The following is a 545-nucleotide window of genomic DNA, read 5'->3' on the forward strand; positions in this document are numbered from 1 at the left end:
GCTGTGCGCCCGGCAGCGGCTGGAAGACCAGTTCCGCCAGACCTTCCTGGAGCAACATCCACGGAGCGGCTTGGCAACGGCACGGGTCGCAGAACCCGCCGCGACGCTCAACGGGAGGACGTCATGAACTACGAAGCCTATTTCAAGCGGCAGATCGAAGGCCTCCATCGCGAGGGTCGCTATCGCGTGTTCGCCGACCTCGAGCGTCATGCGGGTTCTTTCCCGCGCGCGACTCACCATCGGCCCGAAGGCACCAGCGAAGTTACGGTGTGGTGCTCCAATGACTATCTCGGGATGGGCCAGCACCCGGCGGTGCTGAGCGCGATGCACGAGGCGCTGGACAGCTGCGGCGCCGGCGCCGGCGGCACCCGCAACATCGCGGGCACCAACCACTATCACGTGCTGCTGGAGCAGGAGCTCGCCGCGCTGCACGGCAAGGAAGCCGGCCTGTTGTTCGCCTCGGGCTACGTCTCGAACTGGGCGACGCTGTCGACGCTGGCATCGCGCATGCCCGGCTGCGTGATTCTGTCGGACGAGCTCAACCA

The 545-nt window shown here is 66.6% G+C and carries 1 protein-coding gene and 1 pseudogene; both read left to right on the forward strand.

The genetic code is table 11. From position 1 onward, the window contains the following. Nucleotides 1-127, forward strand: a pseudogene (locus DYI24_RS28525) (putative photosynthetic complex assembly protein PuhE); the annotation flags it as partial. Continuing rightward, the coding region (locus tag DYI24_RS27640) for an aminotransferase class I/II-fold pyridoxal phosphate-dependent enzyme (RefSeq protein ID WP_164574570.1) at nucleotides 124-545 on the forward strand (422 nt) is incomplete at its 3' end. The pseudogene DYI24_RS28525 and the gene DYI24_RS27640, both read left to right, overlap by 4 nt.

It is taken from the genome of Rhodopseudomonas sp. BR0C11, from assembly GCF_010820945.1.
In the GTDB taxonomy this organism is placed as follows: Bacteria; Pseudomonadota; Alphaproteobacteria; order Rhizobiales; family Xanthobacteraceae; genus Rhodopseudomonas; species Rhodopseudomonas palustris_H.